The 17,822-nt window shown below is 60.4% G+C and carries 9 protein-coding genes; 4 read left to right on the plus strand and 5 right to left on the minus strand.

Going from position 1 to position 17,822, the window contains the following annotated elements:
* The first annotated feature begins 2 nt into the window (after positions 1-2).
* Entirely contained in the window at positions 3-1,805 is a 1,803-nt protein-coding gene (locus SLW74_RS03215; RefSeq protein ID WP_410928119.1) for an acyl-CoA dehydrogenase, read from the plus strand.
* A gap of 16 nt (positions 1,806-1,821) precedes the next feature.
* Here the strand turns inward: SLW74_RS03215 and SLW74_RS03220 are convergent, their stop codons facing one another.
* A complete protein-coding gene (locus SLW74_RS03220; protein ID WP_410928120.1) occupies positions 1,822-6,396 on the minus strand; it encodes a dermonecrotic toxin domain-containing protein in 4,575 nt (1,524 codons plus the stop codon).
* A gap of 96 nt (positions 6,397-6,492) precedes the next feature.
* Complete coding sequence (locus SLW74_RS03225) at positions 6,493-9,084, minus strand: dermonecrotic toxin domain-containing protein (protein WP_410928121.1); 2,592 nt, start codon at positions 9,082-9,084, stop codon at positions 6,493-6,495.
* A gap of 266 nt (positions 9,085-9,350) precedes the next feature.
* Here SLW74_RS03225 and SLW74_RS03230 point away from each other — a divergent pair, with 266 nt between their 5' ends.
* The 3 genes from SLW74_RS03230 to selO are packed head-to-tail and all read left to right on the plus strand — an operon-like array spanning position 9,351 to position 16,010.
* Complete coding sequence (locus SLW74_RS03230) at positions 9,351-11,093, plus strand: potassium/proton antiporter (RefSeq protein ID WP_065986589.1); 1,743 nt, start codon at positions 9,351-9,353, stop codon at positions 11,091-11,093.
* A gap of 36 nt (positions 11,094-11,129) precedes the next feature.
* Positions 11,130-14,498: a mechanosensitive channel MscK gene (mscK, locus tag SLW74_RS03235; RefSeq protein WP_410928122.1), complete on the plus strand. Its 3,369-nt coding sequence runs from the start codon at positions 11,130-11,132 to the stop codon at positions 14,496-14,498.
* Positions 14,499-14,546: 48 nt separating this feature from the next.
* Positions 14,547-16,010 (plus strand): protein adenylyltransferase SelO, encoded by a 1,464-nt coding sequence (selO, locus tag SLW74_RS03240; RefSeq protein ID WP_410928123.1) that lies wholly within the window; start codon positions 14,547-14,549, stop codon positions 16,008-16,010.
* A gap of 17 nt (positions 16,011-16,027) precedes the next feature.
* Here the strand turns inward: selO and SLW74_RS03245 are convergent, their stop codons facing one another.
* The 3 genes from SLW74_RS03245 to SLW74_RS03255 form a co-directional block, all read right to left on the minus strand.
* The gene (locus SLW74_RS03245; RefSeq protein WP_065986595.1) at positions 16,028-16,429 is read right to left on the minus strand and encodes a type II toxin-antitoxin system HigA family antitoxin; all 402 of its coding nucleotides are present in this window, start codon (positions 16,427-16,429) and stop codon (positions 16,028-16,030) included.
* Entirely contained in the window at positions 16,426-16,719 is a 294-nt protein-coding gene (locus SLW74_RS03250; protein WP_410928124.1) for a type II toxin-antitoxin system HigB family toxin, read from the minus strand. Before SLW74_RS03250 ends, SLW74_RS03245 begins: the two co-directional genes overlap by 4 nt.
* A 77-nt stretch (positions 16,720-16,796) precedes the next feature.
* Positions 16,797-17,780 (minus strand): hypothetical protein, encoded by a 984-nt coding sequence (locus SLW74_RS03255; protein ID WP_410928125.1) that lies wholly within the window; start codon positions 17,778-17,780, stop codon positions 16,797-16,799.
* Positions 17,781-17,822 lie beyond the last annotated feature (42 nt).

A 17,822-nucleotide genomic window follows, 5' to 3' on the forward strand; every position in this document is an offset into this window, starting at 1 on the left:
CCATGTCCGAGACGCTGCTCAGTTCCCGCAATCTGGCTTTCGAGCTGTATGAAGTGCTGGACGCCGAGGCGCTGACCCAACGCGAGCGTTTCGCAGAGCACAGTCGGGAAACCTTCGATGCGGCGATCAGCACGGCACGCAACGTCGCGGAGAAATACTTCGCGCCCCACAACCGTAAAAACGACGAGAACGAGCCGCGCTATGAGAACGGCGCAGCGGTGCTGATCCCGGAAGTAAAGCCCGCCGTGGACGCTTTCCTCGAGGCTGGTTTTCTCAATGCCGCCCGGGACTTCGAAGCCGGTGGCATGCAGCTGCCGACCCTGCTTTCTCAGGCCTGCTTTGCCCACTTCCAGTCCGCCAATGCCGCGACGGCGTCCTACCCTTTCCTGACCATGGGCGCGGCAAATCTGATCGAAAACTTCGGCACCGACGAGCAAAAGCGGCGCTTTTTGCAACCGATGATCGAGGGTCGCTTCTCCGGCACTATGGCTTTGACCGAGCCCCACGCGGGCTCGTCGCTGTCAGACATCCGCACCCGCGCCGAGTCCGCCGCAGACGGCAGCTATCGCCTGCGCGGCAACAAGATCTTTATCTCGGGCGGCGATCATCCGCTCTCCGAAAACATCGTCCACCTGGTCCTCGCCAAACTGCCCGACGCACCAGCGGGCGTTAAAGGCATTTCCCTGTTCATCGTCCCCAAGTTTCTGGTTAACGACGACGGCAGCCTCGGTGAGCGCAACGACGTCCTCCTGGCCGGCCTGTTTCACAAGATGGGCTGGCGCGGCACCACGTCTACCGCGCTGAACTTCGGCGACAACGGCAACTGCGTCGGCTACCTGGTTGGTAAGCCCCATCAAGGCCTCAGCTGCATGTTCCAGATGATGAACGAGGCGCGCATCGGCGTCGGCATGGGCGCAGTCATGCTGGGTTATGCCGGTTATCTGTATTCACTGGAATACGCCCGCGAACGCCCCCAAGGCCGACTGCCTGACAGCAAGTCACCGGACGGCGCGCCGGTATCCATCATTCAGCACGCCGACGTGAAACGTATGCTGTTGACGCAAAAAGCCTACGTAGAAGGCTCGTTTGACCTGGGTCTGTACGCCGCTCGCCTGTTCGACGACACGCAAACGGGCGAGAGCGAGGAGGTGCGTAAACACGCCCACGAGCTGCTCGACCTGCTGACGCCCATCGTCAAGTCCTGGCCCTCGGAGTTTTGCCTGAAGGCCAACGAACTGGCGATCCAGATTCTCGGCGGCCATGGTTACACCCGGGAGTACCCGGTGGAGCAGTACTACCGCGACAACCGCCTGAACCCGATTCATGAAGGCACCCACGGCATTCAGTCGCTGGACCTGCTGGGCCGGAAACTGGCGCAAAACGGAGGCGCCGGGCTCAAGCAACTGATTCGTTTGATCGCTGATACCTGCGAGCGCGCGCAGGCCCATGAATCGCTGACGGTATTGCGACAACCCTTGGAGCAACTGGTCGCCCGCCTGCAAGCGGTCACCCTTGGATTGCTCACCGATCTGAGCCAGGGCAAGGTCAACGCGACACTGGCCAACTCGGCGCTGTACATGAAGGCGTTCGGGCACGCAGTGATTGGCTGGCGCTGGCTGGCGCAGGCGATTCGCGCCCAGGAAGGGTTGGAGAAGAACGACGAAGCCGATAGCGACTTCTACAAGGGCAAGTTGCAGGCCGCCCGGTACTTCCTGACATGGGAAGTACCGGGCTGCCATCATGAACTGGCGATCCTCGAGCGCCGGGATGATGCGTGCCTGACGATGCACGACGCGTGGTTCTGAGTGCCGCGCTCACCTGCTACCAGTCGTGTCCATTTCCGATTTCGACAGGCGCTTTGCGTTTGAACGGGAAGAAGTGATCCTGCAATGCTTCCAGCTGCCGCTGAAACGCGGCGGAGCGAACGGGCAGGTGACTGGGCGGATCGATGCCCAGGTGATAGTAGTCCGGCCGCTGCTCTCGCAACACATCGTTGAACAGCGCCGGGCCCGTCAGCTCGAGCACGGTTTTGCGGTACCCCTTCATGGCCTGCGAGGTCAGCAACTCGGTGACCGGCGTGGAACGATCAACCGTGGGAGGGGGCGTCTCGAAAAACCCGGGCTGCGCCTGGTTTCGCAAGGCCAGCTCTTCGCTGAGACGAGCAAGCACAGGGTTTCCCGCATGACTGGCGAACAGGCTATTGCCATAGCCGCGAAAATCCAGCGAGGGCACAGCAACCGCTTTGCCGAGCAGCAAGTCGCCATGGGCCGCCTCAAGATGAACACCGTTGATGGAAGCGGTCAGCACATCATCGGAGTCCATGTAGATGCCTCCGTAGGCGTCGATCAGGGGATAACGGAGGATGTCGGAGGCGGCAGCATAGTTTTTACCTGCACCGCCTCGTGCCTCGCGATACAGCGCCTGATGCCTGCCGCGAAGGAACGCCGCGAAGAAATTCTCATCCTGCAGGTTCGACACCGCCAGCGACGGCGCACGACTTTTCACGCTCGCGCGAATGCGATTCAGCGTTTCCTGACTGTCGACATCCACATGCAAAACAGACTGAAAATCCGGGCTGCGATTTGCGTTTCTGATGAGGTTTTCCATGCGGGCTTCCTCCAGCGGCTGATCGCCCACCCATATGTAGTGAATCTTTCTCGGTATCGGCTTGAGGTGAGTGGGCAGGGTGGGCAGCCGGGGGAGTTCGACCACCTCGACGGTGGCCTGCGGATTGATAGGCTGGGGTTCATCCAGCACGCTTCGCGACTGCCAGTCTCCATTCTGGTCCAGCCTCAGCCCTCTTGAGTCGGTGCCCGGAAGCTTCCAGGTTTTCGCGTCGTCATCGTAAATGACCCCGCGCTGTCTGCCATCGATCATGATCGAATAACGCCCGCCAGACGTGCTGACGCCGTCGATGGGAATCGCCACCTTGATCGCGGGGGCATCCGGCTGCAGGAAACCACTCTGGGTCGGTGGCAGGACCTCGGGCAGATCAACGATCGAGACGCCCTCAGTGGGGCCCGCCGCCTCTCCCCGGAGGTTTTCGCCACCCGGCTCGATTTTCAGTCGGTTGGCGAAGGGCAGATAAAACCGCTCCACTTCCTCCAGACGTTCCGAATACGCGACGGAGAGTATGTTGCTGGTCGCCCGATAGTTTCCGGTCAGCAGCCCCGCATAATCGGGCCGGGACGACTTAATGACGTCCAGGAACAAACCGGGTCCCGTGATACGGGACACTTCGGCGAGATACCTCTTGGCGTCCGAGGACGAATGTTTGAGGGCCCTCAACGCCTCTTCCCCCAGTTTGAATCGCTGGTGCAACGCTGTCTCCATCGCTCTGAGCACCGGATTATCCCGATGGCTGGCAAAGTGACTGTTTGCAGGGCCGACGTGCATGAGCGTTTCGGAGCTGACTGACCTGCCCACCAGCACATCGGAAGGGCCTGCGGCAAGTGCCTGGCCCTTGAACGACTGGGCCAGGACATCATCGCAATCCATGTAGATGCCCCCGTACTCCCTGATCAGGCGGTACCTGAGCACATCCGCAGCGGCCGCAAGGTTCTGGTTCTGGCCATGACGGAAGTAGGCGTACGGCTCGGCACTTTCCTGTTCGTACAGGGAAAAGCCATCGAAGAACTGCTCGTCCTGGAGGCTCGAAATGGTCATCTGGGGAAAGCTGGAAAATTCAGCCTGCAACTGCTGCTCGGCGGTCAAGCCGTCCACTGTTGCGGAGTAATCGATATCGACATGAAGTGCGAACTTGAGATCCGGACTGGTCCTGATGTTCTGTTTGATCGTTTCGATCAGGTCTGGTCCGGGCAATCCATCGCCTAGCCAGATCTGATGAATCGTACGATCGATGGGCAAAGACTTCGCAGACACGCCTGGCAGCCGCGGAAATGTGTAAACCGTGTCATTCACACCGGCGCGAAGGCGGCCTTTGACGCTCAGATAACGACGCTCGTCCCCCACGCTCCACTTGCCGTTGTTATCCAGCCAAAGCAGCTCCTCAGTGACTTTATGTCTCCAGCACGCGACGTCAGCATCGTAATACACGCCCGTACCTTCCGGCGTATTCATGGCGTAAAACCGATGGACCTGATGACCGGCACTGTTAGTCAGCGTCCTCTGCTCAATGCCGTCCATCGGCACATCGATCTGAACCCGGGGCTGTGCCCGAACGCGCTCGACAGGTGCAGTCACGCCCTGGTCTTTCGTGGAAGCCGCTGTGACGGCATCGCCATAGCTTTCCCCTCCCCGCAGTCCAGGCCTCAGGTCCAGGTCTGAATAGAACCCATTAAGGCGCTTGATATAAGGACCTTTGATGGCCGCATCTTCGGGAGAGAAAATCCGGTACTGCTTGACCGAATCGACCCGCTCGACCCGGTAGATCTTCGAATGAATCCTGGCGAAATAAACGGCCTCGCCTGACGCCGGATCGACGGATTTGTACACGGCGCCGACGTCATCGCGTGTCCAGCTGCCCGAAAGATCAAGGGGCTCGCTGTACTCGAACCGGGTCAGCTCCGCTCGTAAACGTGGGGGCAACGATCGAAGGCCCTCTGGCTCAACACCAAACGCCTTCGCGCTGTCATAACCTGCTTCGTGCTGGGTTTTGCGCAGCAGGCGACTGTGCTCTTCCTGCGCCAGTCGGGCCTCTCGTGCGCTTGCATCTTCGTTGGCTCGCTCGTGCGCCTGCTGCGCAATCTCCTCATCGATCTCCTGCTGTTGTGCAGACGCTGCCGCTTTCTGCTCGGCGCTCCGACTGTCGATCACCTGCCCCACTTCATCTGCCGCACCCGGAACGACTTCGCCTGCACGCTGCGCCGCAGCGGCTGCGTCAATAATCTCCACGGCGCCCTGGGCAATGGCCGGCACCGCATTCAAAACACCGAAGACAAGGCGGCCAACACCGTTTTTTCGTTCTTCATAGGTCTTGCCCTCGATCACCTCGTCTGCCCCTAGCCCCAGAAGCGCGACCGACATCGCCGCCAATGGCAGCCACAGCTCGGGCACGACCATTGCGATGGCTCCCGTGACGCTGATGGCGGTGGACAACCGCTGCGCGAGCACCTCTTTGCGGTAGTCGCTTTGCGTGCGAATACTCAGCGCCGCATCAGAGCGCTGCCGATCCTGCAGGCTTTGGCGAAAGTGGGAAAACGGCCAAGGGGAAAGTGCGGCACCGAGCGCGATCTCCCGATAAGGGGGCCAACTGCCTGTCGCACCGTTCAGCAGGTGCGGAAAGACCGCAAGACCGGCCAGCGTCGTATGGAGACCGCTCAGAAAAAGACCGTCGCTGTCGTCTTCAAGTTTGAAGTGACGCTCCAGGGCCTGCCGTTTGCGGGTGTCTTTACACTGCAGCGCGATCCAGTTCTGTAGCGCTGTGAGATCGTTGAAGCCATGAAAAGGCGACGAGTTGCCGGGGATATAAACCACTAGCCGGCCTGTCTGTTCATCCCTGATCACAATGATGTCGGTCGCTGCATAGCGATACAGAATGAGTTCGCGGAACGTGAACGCATGGGAAAGAGGTGCATCGCGGAATGATTCGAATGTCAGTTGCTCCCAGGCTTGTGACGGATCGAGGCCCAGGGACTTGAGCACCAGCGCTTTGTCCTCCTGGCTCATCGAGCCTTCGGAATGCTGGATGTAGGCTGACTTGAGCAAGGCAGCCTTGAGAAGCAGGTTGTAGTCACCGCCATGCTGTTCCCAGAACGTGTCGAGCGTCCTCTCGTAGTGATCGAGCAATGCGTTATCCCAGACGAAGGCCTTGAACGCCTTGGGGTCGATGGACGTGTGGGTGGAGGCATCAAATCGCTGCGGGGAGGTTCTGCGATAAACGGCCTCATAGGCGAAACAATCCGGAAGGTTCAGAGGCGTGGGCGAGACACGTGCGGGATACCCTCCCTCGCGATACGACTGCACGTGACCCAGATGATCAAACCAGTCGCCGTTACCTGCCTGCTGCCAGTTATGCATCAGCGCGTCGGTCAGCGTGAAGGCGTGAGCGATGTTGGCTCGCTGGGGCGCAGCATCCTGACCATTGAGGTACAGCGTGGTGATCAGCAATTCATCAGGGTCAGTTTCTTCCGGGAAGTGCTGGAGCAGGTAGGCTTGCGCCTGCGTGCGTGCGTAGTCATGGGGCGATTCGTACCGCACGTGCTGCTGACCGAGCCAGTCGCTCAGCAGCGTGGCGTGAGCGTCGACTTCTTTCCCGGGGGCAGGCTCGACGGGCCACCCGTCTTGGTCGCGCGGCACGGGTGGCTCATTCCAGCCACTGTCTCCCCAGTCTTCGCCTCGCTGGCCACCCCAGCCCGAAGGTCGCGAGCTGTCGCGGCTGCGCCCAGGCGCGTCAGCTCTGCGCTGCGGAGCGGTCGTATCCTTTCTGTCTTTCATAACCCGACATCCTGTCAGTGAGTGAGCCCTTAGAGTCCACCGACAGGCACGCCGGGCCGCCATAGATAATTATTGCTTACGAAATGAGCAGGCAGTTCAGGGTTGTTGAGACGGGAAAAAACAATCGACCAACACCCGCCCGGCGCTTCCCAGTCGGGCCGCGTAATCCTGGCGACTGAAAGGCTCTGCGGTTCGCATGTCGAGCAATTTTCGGCCCGGGACCGGACCGGTGACTTCGCGCAGCTGTACTTTCATGAACCGATAAAACGTCCCGATCACTTGCTCGATGCTGTCGATCTGAAAATAGTGCCCGGGCAAAAAGATAGCCTCAGCCTCGTCCGGACTCGCGGAGAACGGCGCGATGGGTGCCGCGCCCAAGTACTGTTTTTCCGGCAGCACAAACACCACGCTGGTGTCGTCGAAACGGACCGGGGTATTCGTGGCACTGGCATGGGCGCCTGCCTGACTGCTGGCAAAAGTGCGCGCCTGATAGGGATTTTCGCTGAACGAGGTGATGTCGGTATTGACCAGCACATCGCCCACGGTCACCTCGCCGGTGCGAAAAAAGGCCCCCGACGTACCACGCGCCCCACTGCCGCCGCGATACAGTGCGACGTCATTGTTGTACCCCAGCGTGCTGACATCCTCGACGAGCTTTTGTACCAGCGCGACTTGATCGGAATAGATCGCCACGCCGGTTCGCAAAAACTGGTTATACGCATCGTCTTCGTGGGTGTAGTGCTTGATGGAAGAGCCGACGTATTCACCGTCTGCGGTCTTGAACACGCGATGCTTGGCGCCCCACTGATCAAAATGCACGTCTTCACCCTCGGAGTCGGTCGAGACTATTTCCTGTGGCTCCATGCAGAACACTTCCACCACGGCCTTTTGCCGGGCCAGAGCGGCCTCGGAATACAGCTGCTCATCAAACAGGTTGAGCTGCATGAAGCGATCCCAGAATGCCGATTGCACGCTGGAAAAGGGCGTCGCAGGCGGCGAAGTGACCGCCAGGGCGCCGGCGTCCATGGGTGCACCGCCAGCAAGGCCCGGGATGGGAAGCCGTTCCCACCGGCCTTGCCCATCGAACCGAACCGGGCATCTGCCACTGAACGCAAACGGGTTCTGGGGATCGACGATGACCCAGCTGCCCAGGCTTTCATCGAGGCTCAAACGATGCGCCTGCCCGTCGATGAACGCCCATGTCTCGCCATTGCCCAGCCGATATGTCCCTTCATGGAGCCCTTGCTCCGAGACCGGCGTCAGCGATTCAAGGACAACGTTGTTGCTCATGCCGGACAAAGGATCGGTGGCCACGGGAGTCGGCATGGCATCGGCACCTGCGCTCAGCCCCGTTGGGCTTCGGGGCCTCATGGGTTCCCTGACATCAGCTCCCAGGCGCGACAGCAGCGGCAGGTTCACGAACAGATAAATAGCGCTGGCGATGGCGCCCAAGATACCCCGCCTGCGTTGTTCGGCGTTTTTAGCGTTGACCGCCTGATCGATGCTCAATCCGGTGCTGATCAGGCTCGCGCCCACCACAGCCAATGCCAGCGGCCAACCCAGCGGCGCCAGATTGCCGAACACGGAGAGAAAGGCGTTCAGATACCCCAGCCAGATCTGCTTGCGAAGATCGCTGTTATCGGTCAGCAGGGTGGTGGCGTCAGCGGTCATGTCGTGACGGGCGACATCACGAAGATAGGCGAACGGATCACCCGGAATCGGTGCCGCCCCGCGATTGACGAGTCGATCGACCCCCGCGTTATCGTGGTCGCTCATCAGCAGCTGAGTCACATCGCGCTGAAACGCAACGCGGTGCGTGTCCCAATCGCTCGCCGAATGCAGAAAGCGAGCGCAAATAGCCTCTCGAGTGCCAAGGGAAAGGAACTGCCCCTTCAACCATTCGTACACCTGTTGATGGGTATCGAAGCAGTAGAAAGGGGTTTGCGCACCGCAGACATAGAGGATCTGACGGCCACCCTCATCGACAACACGCAAAATGTCCCGAGCCTTGAACGCGCCCAGCTCCAGATGGAACACCGATACCGCTGACGTCGCAGGCGCGGGGTCACGCAGCTGCTCAAGCGTCACAGAGTCACCCCCGGCAGTCAGGACGCTGCGCAGTACGTCGAAATCCGTCGCCGACAACAGACCTCTGCTCAGGCTTTCTCCCGCAGACGCCAGGTAGCGCACCTTGGCAAGCACGCAGAAGTTGTCGCTGTGCTGAGCCCAGAACCGGTCCATCTGGCGCCGGTAGCCCGCACTGAAATCGAGGGCCCAGAAATCGTTGAGCACCTCTGCCGGAAGCATGCGCACTTCATTCTGTTCATTGAAAACGCCATGTTCGGGGCCGTCGGTGTAGAAACCTCCATACACCGCCAGCTCGTCCGGGGCTTGCTGGTCGCTAACGTCGAAACGGCGAATCACCAACTCGGTCATCGTCATCGACTTCACCGCCTTACCAGCATGCTGCCATCCGGTAAAAGACCGTGAACTGCTGCTGGCGGTTGAGAAACGATGCCAATACACCTGATCAGGATCCAGATGCTTACCGGTGTGCCTGAAAATGATGTTCTGCGCAGCGGACCTCGCCAGCGCGTTGAGATCGGGGTAAACGGCGACATAACGGCTCGCCATTTTTTTGAGCTGACGCTCATCCGATTCGGGTAATGGGTGGGCTTGTACGTTCATGGTGATCACTTCTTCTGGATAGAAACAGAAGGTGACCAGAGTCCACGCCAATGACTGGCATAAATAGGTATTACCGCCGTCATCTGGGAAACGTGTATGCACAGCGGCATGCGAGTGGCAGGGCGGGCCCTGCGGCAACATTAGCCCACCCATCTGGAATTACGCTTTGACAGCCATGCAATTCAACAGGTTAAATCCCTTGGCACGCGGACTGCATGGTCAGTTCGCGCCCTCGTTTGTTCGAATTCGTTTCTGGAGTACCGCCCTTGGATGCCACGACCATCAACAGCCTGTTCCTGATCGGCGCGTTGCTGGTGGGTGCAAGTATTCTGGTCAGCTCGCTGTCCTCCCGCCTCGGCATTCCCATTCTGGTGATCATCCTCGCCGTCGGCATGGTGGCGGGCGTCGATGGCGGCGGCATCATCTTCGATAATTACCCAACGGCCTATCTGGTCGGCAACCTGGCGCTGGCGGTCATCCTGCTCGATGGCGGCTTGCGCACGCGGGTGGCGAGCTTCCGGGTTGCACTTTGGCCCGCCTTGTCGCTGGCGACGGTCGGGGTGCTGATCACCACGGGGCTGACCGGCATGGTTGCCGCCTGGCTGTTTGACCTGAACATCATCCAGGGCCTGTTGATCGGCGCCATCGTCGGTTCCACAGACGCCGCCGCCGTGTTCTCGCTGCTGGGCGGCAAAGGCCTGAACGAACGGGTGACCGCCAGCCTTGAAATCGAATCCGGCAGCAACGACCCGATGGCGGTGTTCCTCACCGTCACGTTGATCGACATGTTGTCCAGCGGACAGACCGGCCTGCACTGGAGCCTGCTGGGCCACCTGATTCAGGAATTCGGCATCGGCGGCATCATCGGGCTGGGCGGCGGCTGGATCATGCTGCAGCTGGTCAACCGGATTAATCTGGCCAACGGCCTGTACCCAATCCTGGTGGTCGCCGGTGGTCTCGTCGTCTTCGCACTGACCAACGCCATCCACGGCAGCGGCTTCCTCGCGGTTTACCTGTGCGGTCTGGTACTGGGCAACAAGCCGATTCGCAGCCGCCACGGCATTCTGCACATGCTCGACGGCATGGCCTGGCTGGCACAGATCGGCATGTTCCTGGTGCTCGGCCTGCTGGTCACGCCCCATGATTTGCTGCCGATCGCGCTGCCGGCGCTGGGCCTGGCGTTGTGGATGATTCTGGTGGCGCGGCCGCTGTCGGTGCTGGCGGGGCTGCTGCCCTTCCGGGTGTTCCACGGTCGCGAAAAAGCCTTTATCGCCTGGGTAGGCTTGCGCGGCGCGGTACCGATCATTCTGGCGGTTTTCCCGCTGATGGCCGGCCTGCCCCATGCGCAGCTGTACTTCAACCTCGCGTTCTTCATCGTGCTGGTGTCGCTGCTGGTTCAGGGCACGAGCCTGCCGTGGGTGGCGAAATGGCTGAAAGTGACGGTGCCGCCTGATCCGGCGCCGATCTCCCGCGCGGCGCTGGAGGTGCATGTCACCAGCGAGTGGGAGCTGTTCGTGTATCGCCTTGGCGCCGAAAAGTGGTGCATCGGTGCCGCGTTGCGCGAGCTGAAAATGCCCGAAGGCACGCGGATCGCAGCGCTGTTCCGTGGTCAGCAACTGCTCCACCCGTCGGGTAGTACGGTGCTGGAAGTCGGCGATCTGCTGTGCGTCATCGGCCACGAACACGACCTTCCTGCCCTCGGCAAGCTGTTCAGTCAGGCGCCGCAGCGGGGTCTGGATCTGCGCTTCTTCGGCGACTTCGTTCTCGAGGGAGACGCTGAGCTGGGGGCTGTCGCGGCACTCTACGGCCTGAAACTCGACGGGCTGGATCCGGGGATGCCGCTGAGTCAGTTCATCATTCAGAAGAATCGCGGCGCGCCGATCGTGGGCGACCAGATCGAATGGAATGGAACTATTTGGACGGTTGCGGTTATGGACGGGAACAAGATCCTCAAAGTGGGCGTCAGATTCCCCGAAGGAAGCCGCCCGGGCCCCGGGCTGTTCCTTTAAACTGCCCCCCATTTCTGCTCGCTCGACCCGGTGTCTATGTTCACGCTGCGAAACCTTTTTGCCTCGGCCCTGCTTGGGCTGTGCCTGTCGTCCGTACCGGCGCATGCCGCCGATACGCCTCCCCTGTCCAGCGAGGCCGTCCAGCGCAGTCTGGACAAGATCGCCGACCGCAAGCTGACCGCTGACGACCAGAAAGCGCTGCAGCAGGTGTTGGAACAGACGCTGACGTTTCTGTCCAGCCAGAAGGACAACCAGCAGAAGCTGGAAGACCTGAAAAAGCAGCTTGCCGATGCACCCCGACAGACCACCGAGAACCAGCGCGAGCTGACCAAGCTCAAAGCCAGCAAAGTCATACCGGTCGCGCAGCGTTACGCCAATCTGGACGTGCCGCAGCTTGAGCAAGTACTGAGTCAGCGCAGCGCCCAGCAGGCTGATCTGCAGAAAGCCCTCAATGATGCCAACAGCCTGACCATCACCGCGCAAACCAGACCAGAGCGCGCCCAGGCCGAGATCAGCAGCAGCCAGACGCGCATTCAGGCCATCAACAGCATCCTCAAGTCCGGCAAGGACGGTGGCAAGACCATCAACGCCGACCAGCGCAACGCCTTGAACGCTGAGCAGGCCTCGTTGAATGCATTGATTGCCCTGCGTCGTCAGGAGCTCGCCGGCAACAGCCAGTTGCAGGACCTCGGCGGCAGCCAGCGCGATTTGCTCACGGAAAAGGTCAATCGCCAGGATCAGGAAATCCAGGACCTGCAAACGCTGATCAACGAGAAGCGTCGCGCCCAGTCCCAGGAAACCGTGGCGCAGTTGTCCCTCGAAGCGCAGAAAGCAGGCGGCAGCAGCCTGCTGGCGACCGAAAGCGCCGCCAACCTCAAGCTCTCCGACTACCTGCTGCGCGGCACAGACCGCCTCAACGAGCTGACCCAGCAGAACCTGAAAACCAAGACCCAGCTGGATGCCATCACGCAAACCGATCAGGCGCTGGACGAGCAGATCAACGTGTTGAGCGGCAGCCTGCTGCTGTCGAAAATCCTCTACAAACAGAAGCAGTCGCTGCCCAAGCTCAAGCTCGACAGCGGCCTGGCTGACGAAATCGCCGACATTCGCCTGTACCAATTCGAGGTCAATCAGCAGCGCGAGCAGATGAGCAGCCCAAGCGCTTACGTCGACACGCTGCTGGCGACGCAGAAGCCGGAAGACGTCACGCCTGCGCTGCGCAAGACGCTGCTTGATCTGGCGACCACGCGCAGCGACCTGCTGGAGCGGCTGAACCGCGAGCTCAGTGCGCTGCTCAACGAATCCATCACCCTGCAGCTCAATCAGAAACAGCTGGTCAGCACGGCCAACAGCCTGCGAGCCACCCTTGATGAGCAGATGTTCTGGATTCCGAGCAACAAGCCGCTGGACCTGGAGTGGTTCGAGCGTATTCAGCCGCGACTCGTCAAACAGGTGACCACCCTGCCCTGGACGTCCAGCGTCAGCGAGCTCTACGACGGACTGACCCAGCGTCCGCTGATCTTCCTGCCGCTGTTTCTGGTGATCGGCGCGCTGATGTGGAAACGCAAGGCGCTGTACGACAAGCTCAATCGACTGCACGCCGACATCGGCCACTTCAAACGGGACCGGCAGTGGCAGACGCCGCTGGCCATTTTCATCAACGTGCTGCTGGCGATGCCGTTGTCGCTGACCCTGGCGGTGTGTGCATTCGCGCTGCAGATCGACGCCCGCGGGCAGAACATCAATCTGGGTTCGGCACTGCTGCAAGTGGCGCTGGCCTGGCTGGTGTTCTACACCGCCTACCGGATTCTCGCGCCGGGGGGCGTGGCGCAATTGCACTTCCGCTGGGAAAAACCGCAAGTGGAATTCCTGCGCGGCTGGATCCGTCGTCTGGGTCTTGTGGTGCTGGCGCTGGTGACAGTGGTCGCCGTGGCCGAGCACGAACCTTCAGCGCTGGCCGACGACGTGATCGGCATCGCCGTGGTGCTGACGTGCTACGCCCTGATGACTTGGCTGCTCGCGCGCCTGCTGCTCACCAGCCCGACCCACCACAGCGCTTCACTGTTTCGCCGCGCAGTGGGGCTGGCCTTTACCGCCCTGCCCGTCGCGCTGTTCGTCGCCGTGTGCTTTGGCTATTACTACACCGCGCTGAAGCTCAGTGATCGCCTGATCGACACGCTGTACCTGCTGATGCTGTGGCTGGTCATCGAAGCCGCCTTCGTGCGCGGGCTGAGCGTCGCCGCTCGCCGTCTGGCTTACCAGCGCGCGCTGAGCAAACGTCAGGCCGCGAAAGAAGCCGGAGAAGGCGAAACACTGATCGAAGAGCCGACGCTGGACATCGAGCAGGTCAACCAGCAGTCGCTGCGACTGATTCGTCTGGCACTCATCGCAGGCTTCATCGGCGCGCTCTACTTCGTCTGGGCCGACCTGATTTCGGTGTTCTCGTACCTCGATAACATCACGCTGTACGAGTACACCAGCGGCACGGGCGCCAACATCAACATGGTGCCGATCAGCCTCGGCGATTTGATCGGAGCCCTGGTGATCATCGGCATTACCTTCGTTTTGGCCGGCAACTTGCCGGGCCTGCTGGAAGTGCTGGTGCTGTCGAAGCTCAACCTCAAGCAGGGCAGTTCGTACGCGACCACCACATTGCTGTCGTACACCATCGTCGGCGTGGGGTTTGTCTCCACGCTGTCGGCCCTCGGCGTGAGCTGGGACAAGCTGCAATGGCTGGTGGCGGCGCTGTCACTGGGCCTGGGTTTCGGCATGCAGGAGATCTTCGCCAACTTCATCTCCGGGATCATGATCCTGTTCGAACGCCCGGTGCGGATCGGCGACACGATCACCATTGGCGCCCTGTCGGGTACGGTGAGCAAGATCCGCATCCGCGCGACCACCATTACTGACTTCGACCGCAAGGACATCATTGTCCCGAACAAGACGTTCATCACCGGACAACTGATCAACTGGTCGCTGACCGACACCATCACCCGCGTGACGCTGAAGCTGGGCGTGGATTACGGCTCGGATCTGGACCTGGTGCGCAGCCTGCTGCTCAAGGCCGCCCGTGATAATCCGCGAGTCTTGAAAGAGCCCGAACCGATCGTTTACTTCCTCAATTTCGGTGAAAGCACCCTCGACCACGAGCTGCGCATGCATGTGCGTGACCTGGGGGACCGCAACCCGGTGCTCGACGAGATCAACCGGTTCATCAACAAGGAATTCAAGAAGCAGCACATCAATATCTCGTTCCGGCAGATGGAGGTTTACCTCAAGAATATGCAGGGACAGGAGTACAAGATGGTGCCGGTCGAGCCCGAGCAGAAAACCATCACGCCGACCACTGTTGTGTCTCCAGCGCCAAAAGATGCTCCGGAGCCGCCCGAAGTCAGGCTCGACTGACCATGGAAAACCCAGCAGAATGGTCGGACATTCTGCTGGAGGCATCCCTTGAAAGCCCTCGACGAGCTGACTTTCGATAATCGTTTTGCCCGTCTGGGTGATGCGTTTTCCACCACCGTGCTGCCCGAGCCCATCGCCGAACCGCGGCTGGTGGTTGCCAGCGAAGCGGCCCTCGCGTTGCTCGATCTGGACCTCGCTCAGGCAGAACAACCTCTGTTTGCTGAAATTTTCAGCGGTCACAAACTGTGGGCCGAGGCCGATCCGCGGGCGATGGTTTATTCGGGTCATCAATTCGGTTCGTACAACCCGCGCCTGGGTGATGGCCGCGGTTTGCTGCTCGGCGAGGTATATAACGACGCCGGCGAACACTGGGACCTGCACCTGAAGGGCGCCGGACAGACACCGTACTCGCGCATGGGCGATGGTCGTGCTGTATTGCGCTCGTCGATCCGCGAGTTTCTGGCCTCAGAAGCTCTGCATGCCTTGGGCATCCCGACCAGCCGCGCGGCCTGTGTGATCGGCTCCAGCACCCCGGTGTGGCGCGAAACCCAGGAGCGTGCGGCGATGGTGCTGCGATTGGCGCAAAGCCACGTGCGCTTCGGCAGCCTCGAGTACTTCTTCTACACCAAACAGCCGGAACAGCTGAAGCAACTGGCCGATCACGTGCTGTCCCTGCACTACCCCGAGTGCCTGGAACAGCCCGAACCGCACCTGGCGATGTTTCGCGTGATCGTCGAGCGTCAGGCCGAGCTGATTGCCAAATGGCAGGCCTATGGCTTCTGTCATGGCGTGATGAACACCGACAACATGTCGATTCTCGGCATCACCTTCGACTTCGGCCCGTTCGCGTTTCTGGATGACTTCGACCAGCATTTCGTCTGCAACCATTCCGATCACGAAGGCCGCTACTCCTTCAGCAATCAGGTCCCCATCGGCCAGTGGAACCTCAGCGCATTGGCGCAGGCGCTGACGCCCTTCGTCAGCGTCGAGGATTTGCGCGGGGCGCTGGACCTGTTTCTGCCGCTGTATCAGGCGCATTACCTGGACCTGATGCGCCGACGTCTGGGCCTCACAACGGCGGAAGAGGATGACGCTGAGGTGATCGCGGGCTTACTCCAACTGATGCAGAACAGCGGCGTCGACTACACCCTGTTTTTCCGCCAATTGGGGGAGGAGTCAGCCGAGGTCGCGGCAGGCACGTTGCGCGGCGACTTCGTCGACATGCTCCGCTTCGACGCCTGGGCCGACGCCTACAAAGCCCGCATCGCCCGCGAACCCGAGTCCAGCCAACAGGATCGCCGCACGCGCATGCACGCGGTCAATCCGCTGTACATCCTGCGTAACTACCTGGCCCAACGCGCCATCGAAGCGGCCGAACAAGGCGATGACAGCGAAGTCCGCCGCCTGCATCAGGTGCTGTGCACACCGTTCGATGAGCAGCCTGGAATGGAGGGTTATGCACAGCGTCCGCCGGATTGGGGCAAGCATCTGGAGATCAGTTGCTCGTCGTGAGTGGGGGTGAGTTGACGTCAGATAAAGACCTCTGCCGGCACGCCGAAACGTTCCGAAATCTTGCGGATCTGCTTGAGGCTCAACTGGCGCTCGCCTGAGAGTATTTCGGAAATGACGGACTGATTCCCCACTTCAGGCATGTCGCCTTGGCCAAGGTTGTGCTCGTGCATCAGGTAACGCAGCGTCTCGGAGCCTGAGGCCATAGGCATGGGCCGATGCTCATGGTCATAGGCTTCAATCATTTCGCTGACCAATATGGCGAGACGATTCAGAGGGTGCTGCTCATCCTCTCCGATGATCTCCAACAGTTCGTCGAGCCCGCTGACAAGCAGGTCATATTCAGCTTCCGTTTCAGGCCGAGTCAGCAATGGCGCCAAGTGATGCCAGTGCTCCGCAGCCTGTTTAATGAGCGCGCTCATTGCTCATCCCTCCATTTAGCTTTGTCGTATTCACGATGGTCGAACACATGCTTTATGTACAGCCGCTGCGCTGAGTAGTTAACCGACGCAATCAGCCGGATCTTGTTCCCGCCGATATCAAAAACATGAAATCTTCCCACTTTATCTGTAGAGGGCAACACCGCTCTCATCGCACTAAAATCGTTCAGCCTGGATGCTTTGATTAAGCGGTACCAAGCGTCCAGAGCCGTTGCCGATTGTGGCCATCTCTTTTTTGCCTCCCAGATTCGCTTTTCAGTGATGACGTGCATTTCCCTACCGTTGTGCGTGCAATATCCAGCTTAGCGACCCATCCGACCATTACCAACTGCAATGGCCGGAGCATTTTTTATCCTGCTGCCTTCTCATTCCTGGTCGTGGTACCCACTTGCTCAACTTGCGTACCGGAATTCGCAGCCGCTGGCTTTTCAAGTCCGTGCGCCGCCGTAGCTGGCTCAGGTGAACTACGAGGCGCGAACTTCTTCGTGTAGGCGATGTTGTTTGGGTCGGCTTTCTTGTCTTTGCTGGTGTCGACGATGCCGGCCAGAATGTCATAGAGGGTCAATTTGCGGTCCGCCGCCTGACGTCCAAAAGCGCCCGGCAGGCTGGGCAGCGTCGGGGCACTCTTGATTCGCGCCTCCAGAATGGCTTGCGCTCCCTTGGGATAACTCACCGCCCTTTCAATCGCGGGCAGCGACTTGAGGTAGCTCAGAGCGTCGTTGTAGAACCGGGAGGCCTTGCCCGTCCGGGCTTGCTCGATCACTCCCCCGTTTATCGCAACCTTGCGCCAGTCCTCGTCCATCTTCTGCACGCCCTGCCAGGCCGCACGCCGTTCGTTGAGCGTGAAGCTTGCGCTGTCGTCAAAGGCAATCAGGTTCAGTTGTTCGCGGGAGAGGTTCTCGAACGGGCTCTTGGCGTTCTTGTCGCCCGCCAGCGTCCGGGTCACGAACGCACTGGCCTCGCGCGCGCGGTCCAGCAATTCAGGGTCGTTTGTCTGGGGCACTTCCATCGCCCGGGTGCCGCTGTTGGCCGCGCGGCCTTCGATCAAAAACTCATTGATGCGATTACGCCCGTATTGCCCCAATTCGGCATGGGTCATCCCTGCGTCTCTCTTCTCGGCTCGCGCTGCGCTCTCGTTCAACTGAGCCGCCAGTGTCGAAAACGTCGCTTTGTCGGCAGTCGCCGGTGCGGCCTTGTCGACAGCTTTTGGATCGCTGGTCGCGACAGTGCCGAGGGCTTGTGTTTTGTTCGCGACAACCGCTGCAACGGCGGCCTGGATCTGGCTGATCAGGGGCGACTCCCTGGCTATGAGATGACAGGGGCCGACGCGCATATTCGTCAGTCAGCCCCTCGCGTCGACACTAACGACGGGCAG

The sequence above is a fragment of the Pseudomonas sp. W5-36 genome, from assembly GCF_046540455.1.
GTDB lineage: Bacteria > Pseudomonadota > Gammaproteobacteria > Pseudomonadales > Pseudomonadaceae > Aquipseudomonas > Aquipseudomonas graminis_B.